The organism is Thermodesulfobacteriota bacterium, assembly GCA_026415035.1.
Lineage (GTDB): Bacteria > Desulfobacterota > BSN033 > BSN033 > UBA1163 > RBG-16-49-23.
Map to the genome: position 1 here is coordinate 62410 of JAOAHX010000018.1, position 5332 is coordinate 67741.

A 5332-nucleotide genomic window follows, 5' to 3' on the forward strand; every position below is an offset into this window, starting at 1 on the left:
AAAGATAAATTAGCATATTCAAAGAGAAATTGTCAAATTTTAGAACGTCTCATCCTTGAATCCCATCCGGGAGGTTTTTATTTGACTTCCCTTCTAAATTTTTTTATATTGAATTCCGTGCCGGAGTGGTGAAACTGGTAGACGCACGGGACTCAAAATCCCGCGGGGCCCACACCCCGTGTCGGTTCGAATCCGACCTCCGGCACCAATCTTTTCGCCAAACCCATCCCTTTCCTTCAAAAAAACTTCCTCATTAAAAAAGGACCGTTTCATTTTGAAATAGGATTTGATCACAGCCTCTTGCTATCCCTAACATTGTTTTTTAAGAATCCCAAGGGCCTTTAATTCAACACATTGGGCCCAGGGTGGCTTGAGAGATTACCTTGGGAAATCCAAAAGGAGTATCCTTTAATAAAATGGTGGATCCGCTTCGCTCGACCACCCTACCCTGAGGACCATAACTATAATGGACTCCAATGGTTCGCTTTCACGAGGTCCCGTTTTTGAATTATTGAGGAAAAAGTTTTTTGGGTACCCACCAGAGGTAGACCCCCATGCCGAGGAGCTCGACCAGCGACTGGAAGACGACCGTGACCACCGCCAGATCATAGGAGGGGGGCAAGGCGAGGGCGAGGGGAAGAACCACAAAAGAGTTTCTTGTGCCGAAACTGAAGGCCAATACCCGGCCCTGCAAAGAGGGCAATCCGAAAACACGGGCAAGGAGGCGGGACAATACCGCGGCGGCGATGAGAAAGCCTATAAAGATAAAGAGCAGTTGGCCCAAAATCCTATACGAGGCGGTAACCAGATTCACCTGGGTTGCCGCAATCGTAAAGACGACCAAACTGAGAAGCGGGATGGGAAACCACCCAACCCGACCAAGCCATCCTCTTTTCGCAGTCGCCTTCTCGGTCCATTTTTGCGTGAGGAAGGCTCCCATCAACGGGATCACGATGAGGCCGCCAAAGGCGACGAGCATCTCTTGGCGTGCCACGGTGACGGTAAATGTTTCTCCGAGGAAAAGGTAGAGATAAAAAGGGAGAAAGATCATCTGAAGGAGGAGGCTGATAGGGGCAAAGGCAATGGCTTGTTTTGTATCCCCACCACCCAGGTGGGTAAAGGTGATGAACCAGTCGGTACACGGCACGAGCAAGACGAGGAGAACTCCGAGCCGAATGGCCGGATCTTCGGGCAGGAAATGTTTGCTCGCCCAGAGGAGACCTGGAATCAGGAGAAAATTACCCGTGGCGGCGGATGTGATAAATCGGATCTCGGAAAATGCCTTTCTTAGGTGTAATAAGGGCACCTGTGTAAAGGTGGAGTAGAGAAGGAGGGCAAGGGTGGGCCAGAGGAGTCTTTCCAGAGGGTCTACCGATTCTTTAAAAAGGATCCCTGCGCTCAGGCCGGAACCAATCGCCGTGAGGTAGATGAAGACCTGATATTTTTCCAATGCCTGGCGCATGGAGGAATAGTATCCGGATAACAACTGCCGAAGGAATAAAATTAGGGAACCAACCTCTGCACTCCCACCCCTTTTCTTATCATAAGGTAAAGCGGCACGATCCACAACATTTATGCTAAAATGTTTTTGATTTGACCAAAATAGGAGTCCGGCGAGGTGGAGGGAGATTTGATCCTTGGTCGATCGGCCTTAATTGGGTCAAGGGGAATCCAACGGAGGCGCCCAAGCGGTAAGGGGCACCGGGGAAGGCCATTTTCAATCGTTGCCATTTTCTCTCTTCTGACTTTCTCTCTTATAAGCCCCTGTATCGGCCTTGACGCAGAGGAGATCCAAAGGCATCAGACGCTCCTCAAAGGGAAGAAGACGGGGGAGAGGATCGCTTTCTGGGCGGAGAGGTTTCTTGGAGCCCCTTACGACCCGGACCCGATGGGAGAATATGTTACCCGATCGGTCATCGTCGCGGATGAAAGGGTGGATTGCATGTATTTGACCTTTCGGGCTGTGGAGCTGGCTTTGAGCCAAAGCCCAGAAGAGGCCATCCAGGTAGCTCTCGAGAGGCGATTTCGATCGAGGGGCCTTCTGAGGGATGGAAAGGTGGTCAATTACGAGGACCGTTTCGAATACGGGGAGGATATGGTCTTCAGCGGGAAATGGGGCAGGGAGATCACCCAAACCCTCGGAAGGACGGAAAGGATCAAAGGCTCAAGGGGCAGGGACAATGTGGAGGTCCTTCCAGCCGAAGTCCTCGTTCGAAACAGGGACAGATTGAGAAACGGAGACCTTCTCTTCTTTGTCAAAAGGCCTGAGAAGAGAATCCGGGAGGAGATCGTCGGCCATATCGGGATCGTCAAGGTCGATGGAGAGGTTCATCTCATCCATGCGGCCGGGACAAAAGGCAAGGGGGGAGAGGTCCGGAAGGTGATGTTAAAAGAATATTTGAAGACGATGCCCTTTATCGGTGTGATGGTGACGAGATTTGACTGAAAGGAATGGTGAAGAAAAGGGGGAGGCTTTAAAGCCTCCCCTTCCTCTTTTTAAAGCATGAAGATGGCCACGACGACCACGCCCAAAAATCCTGCCAGCGTGGGCCAGAGGTTTCTCCTGGCGATCTCCACAGGGTCTGTTCCTGTAATGGCCGCGGCCGGGATGACCGCCCAGGGGATGATACAGCCTCCGCCCACAGCCACAGCAAAGTATTGGCCGAGCGCTCCGAGCGTGGCAACGTCGAGGTTGGTCGCTCCGCCCAGGGCCTGGGCGAGGGTTCCCACCAGGGGCAGTCCGGAGAATCCCGAACCGTCAAGTCCTGTGATGCCGCCGACGATCGCCTGGACCAATGCCACGGGGATGCGACTCAAGGGGACGGCGTTTGCCAGGGCCTGACCCAGGTCGAAGAGAAGGCCCCTTGCTCCTTCCCCGAAGATCGCCTTGGCCTGCCCGGGAGACCCCATGAAGAAGAAGGCGGCGATGAGAAAGACCGGGGCAAAGATCCTGACGCCGAACATAAATCCCGATCGGGCATGTTCGGTCAATTTGGCAAACCCTTCTTTTCCATAGGCGCCAAATCCGATAAAGACCATGATGATCCCCACCGTCCCCCCTAATAGCGCGGTCGCATCGCCGCCTCGCAATTTAAAAGCCAGCATGGCCACAACCACCAGAAAGAAGAGGATGGCGATGACCCAGAGGGCGGGCTTCTTAAATCCAGGAGCGGCCTTGGTCCATCTCTCCCTTTCTGCCTTGGCTTCCGGGCCGATTTCAAAAGGGGCCCATTCAATGGGTCTTCCCGCGGCGGCCCGGATGTCTCTCTTCACCGAGAGGAAGGAGAGGGGAAGGGCGATCGCCCCCCAGAGGAGGAGCATGGGAAGGCTTTTCGACATCACGTCCGTGACCGCCACCCCTGAGGCCTTGGAGGTGATCCCGGGCGCTCCCTGAATGATGAAATCGGTCGTCAGGGCGCATCCATAACCGAACATGCTGATGGCCATGGCCGCGCTGATCGGAGGAAGGCCGGCCTTGATGGCTCCTGGGAGAAGCAGGGTCCCCACCAAGGCAATGGCAGGGGAGGGCCAGATGACCCAGGCCGCGATCATGATGACGAACCCCATGACCCAGAAGGCTGCCCCAGGGGAGATCATCATCTTCTGGACAGGCCGAAACATCATTTCAGCCATCCCGGTCTCTTCGAGCATCTTTGCCATCGCCACGATCAGGGAGATGATGACGACGACTCCCAACAGTTCACTGAAAGCCACGGTGATCGAGTTGAAGACCGCCTGAACCGCCTTGACCAGGTCGCCCGTGATGACCCAGGCCAGGATGAGAGAGCCGATGAGACAGACGATGGGCGTTTCTTTTCTCAGGGCCATCGTCAACAGGATGAGCACGATGAAGACGGCATAGACCCAGTGAGCAGCGGTAAGTTCGACCATAGGGGCCCTCCTTTCATAGATGCGTTAATTCGAAAAGATTCCGGTCAATCCCGCCTGGTCCACCCTTTTTTCTATCTCCCGGACCTCGGTCGTATAGAGGCTTTTCTCCTTCATCCGCTCAAAATAGACCGAGCCGGAGAAGGTGTATTTCAAGCCGAGGCCCTCTTCGGTCTCCATCCGTTTTCGGACATAGGCGATCGCATCACCCACCGCGACCGACTCGGGCAGGAGGAGCGGTTTCTCCCTTCGGATGTGTCGCACCGCATTGAAACCGGCAAGGGTTCCAGTGACGATGGCCTCGGTGTGGCCGACCAGAAGGCCGGCCTTCTCTCCCGCGCAGAAGAGATTATCCATCCCGATCACCTTCAGGCTATCCTCACGAGGGGCCATGCCGATATACCGGATGGAGTTCCCCAGGCCGCCCGCATAGGGGTCTTCGTAACGGGCATTTTCAAAACCGGGAATGCGGCGAAGCGCTTCCAGGGGGAAGAAAGGGACCATCAACTTGGCATGGCCGGTATCGAGCAGGACGAGATTCTCCTCAAACTCGGGCAAGGCATATTGCTGGCAAGCCTTGATGGCAAGCCTCTCCCCCGACCGGTCGGAGGGCGGGATGGGGACGATGAGCACTCCCTCTTTGTCAAGGGCAGAGACGATCTGGCGGGAGAGGGACTCTTTGAAGAGTTTGCACGAGCCGCTCATGGCCCCGATCTGGCTTCCCTTCCGACCGACGAGCTCGGTCACCCCTGCTCTGGCCGTGAGGCTGATGCGTCCACCAAAAGAGGGGCAGCGGAGAATACACATGGCGCAGCCATTGCCGTATTTCTGGCAATTGACGGAGGGACCCGCGGTTCCTGTTGCATCGACGAAGGCATCGGCCACGAAACGGATCTTCTCCTCTCCTCTTTTCCCGGAGATGGCCTTCAGTCGGTTGCCTTCCCTCTCCACCTCCTCGATTCGAGTCGAAAGGTGGAGGGTGATCCCTCTCTGGAGAAGAAGCCTTTTGACCAGGGGTTCCATGGTGGCCACATTGTAGAGCGAGGCGTGCCGATGCCCTGGAAATTCAATATCCCGATGGAGGGTGTTCAGGTCGATGAGCTCAAAGAGGTCGCCCCCTCCCATGGCGATCATCTCTTCGGCGGCAGTGAACCGGCCGTTGTTGCGCATGATCCCTCCGACCAGCCCTGTTCCCAGGAGCATATCGGTTCGCTCAACAAGAAACACCTCTGCCCCCTGTTTTCTGGCCGAAAGGGCAGCCGCGCACCCAGCCCAGCCTCCTCCGACAACCCCCACTCTCATCCGAGATCGCCTTTCTCCCTTTGTAAGACCCAGAGGGAAAGTGACAGCGGTCTTCCCCTCGATATCGGAGAAAACATAGAAGAAAGATCGAGGCCTGTCAATAGGTTTTTTCTTTTGGGTTAAGACATCGGCGCCAGGGGGA

Annotated in this window: 4 protein-coding genes and 1 tRNA gene; 2 read left to right on the forward strand and 3 right to left on the reverse strand. The window is 55.3% G+C overall.

Going from position 1 to position 5332, the window contains the following annotated elements; all coding sequences use genetic code 11:
* Positions 1-119 precede the first annotated feature (119 nt).
* Positions 120-208: transfer RNA gene (locus tag N3G78_10950), tRNA-Leu, on the forward strand.
* A 300-nt stretch (positions 209-508) separates the two neighbouring features.
* Here the strand turns inward: N3G78_10950 and N3G78_10955 are convergent.
* A complete protein-coding gene (locus N3G78_10955) occupies positions 509-1462 on the reverse strand; it encodes a bile acid:sodium symporter (GenBank protein ID MCX8118437.1) in 954 nt (317 codons plus the stop codon).
* Between the two features lie 426 nt (positions 1463-1888).
* Here N3G78_10955 and N3G78_10960 point away from each other — a divergent pair, with 426 nt between their 5' ends.
* Positions 1889-2446: a hypothetical protein gene (locus N3G78_10960; GenBank protein ID MCX8118438.1), complete on the forward strand. Its 558-nt coding sequence runs from the start codon at positions 1889-1891 to the stop codon at positions 2444-2446.
* Between the two features lie 50 nt (positions 2447-2496).
* Here N3G78_10960 and N3G78_10965 read toward each other — a convergent pair whose 3' ends face one another.
* Entirely contained in the window at positions 2497-3891 is a 1395-nt protein-coding gene (locus N3G78_10965; GenBank protein ID MCX8118439.1) for a hypothetical protein, read from the reverse strand.
* Between the two features lie 24 nt (positions 3892-3915).
* The gene (locus tag N3G78_10970; protein ID MCX8118440.1) at positions 3916-5190 is read right to left on the reverse strand and encodes an FAD-dependent oxidoreductase; all 1275 of its coding nucleotides are present in this window, start codon (positions 5188-5190) and stop codon (positions 3916-3918) included.
* Positions 5191-5332 lie beyond the last annotated feature (142 nt).

Excerpts from the sequence above, each read along its gene's own strand:
- N3G78_10955 (MCX8118437.1), bottom strand. The coding sequence starts at position 1,462 with ATGCGCCAGGCATTGGAAAAATATCAGGTCTTCATCTACCTCACGGCG.
- N3G78_10960 (MCX8118438.1), top strand. The coding sequence starts at position 1,889 with ATGGGAGAATATGTTACCCGATCGGTCATCGTCGCGGATGAAAGGGTG.
- N3G78_10965 (MCX8118439.1), bottom strand. The coding sequence starts at position 3,891 with ATGGTCGAACTTACCGCTGCTCACTGGGTCTATGCCGTCTTCATCGTG.
- N3G78_10970 (MCX8118440.1), bottom strand. The coding sequence starts at position 5,190 with ATGAGAGTGGGGGTTGTCGGAGGAGGCTGGGCTGGGTGCGCGGCTGCC.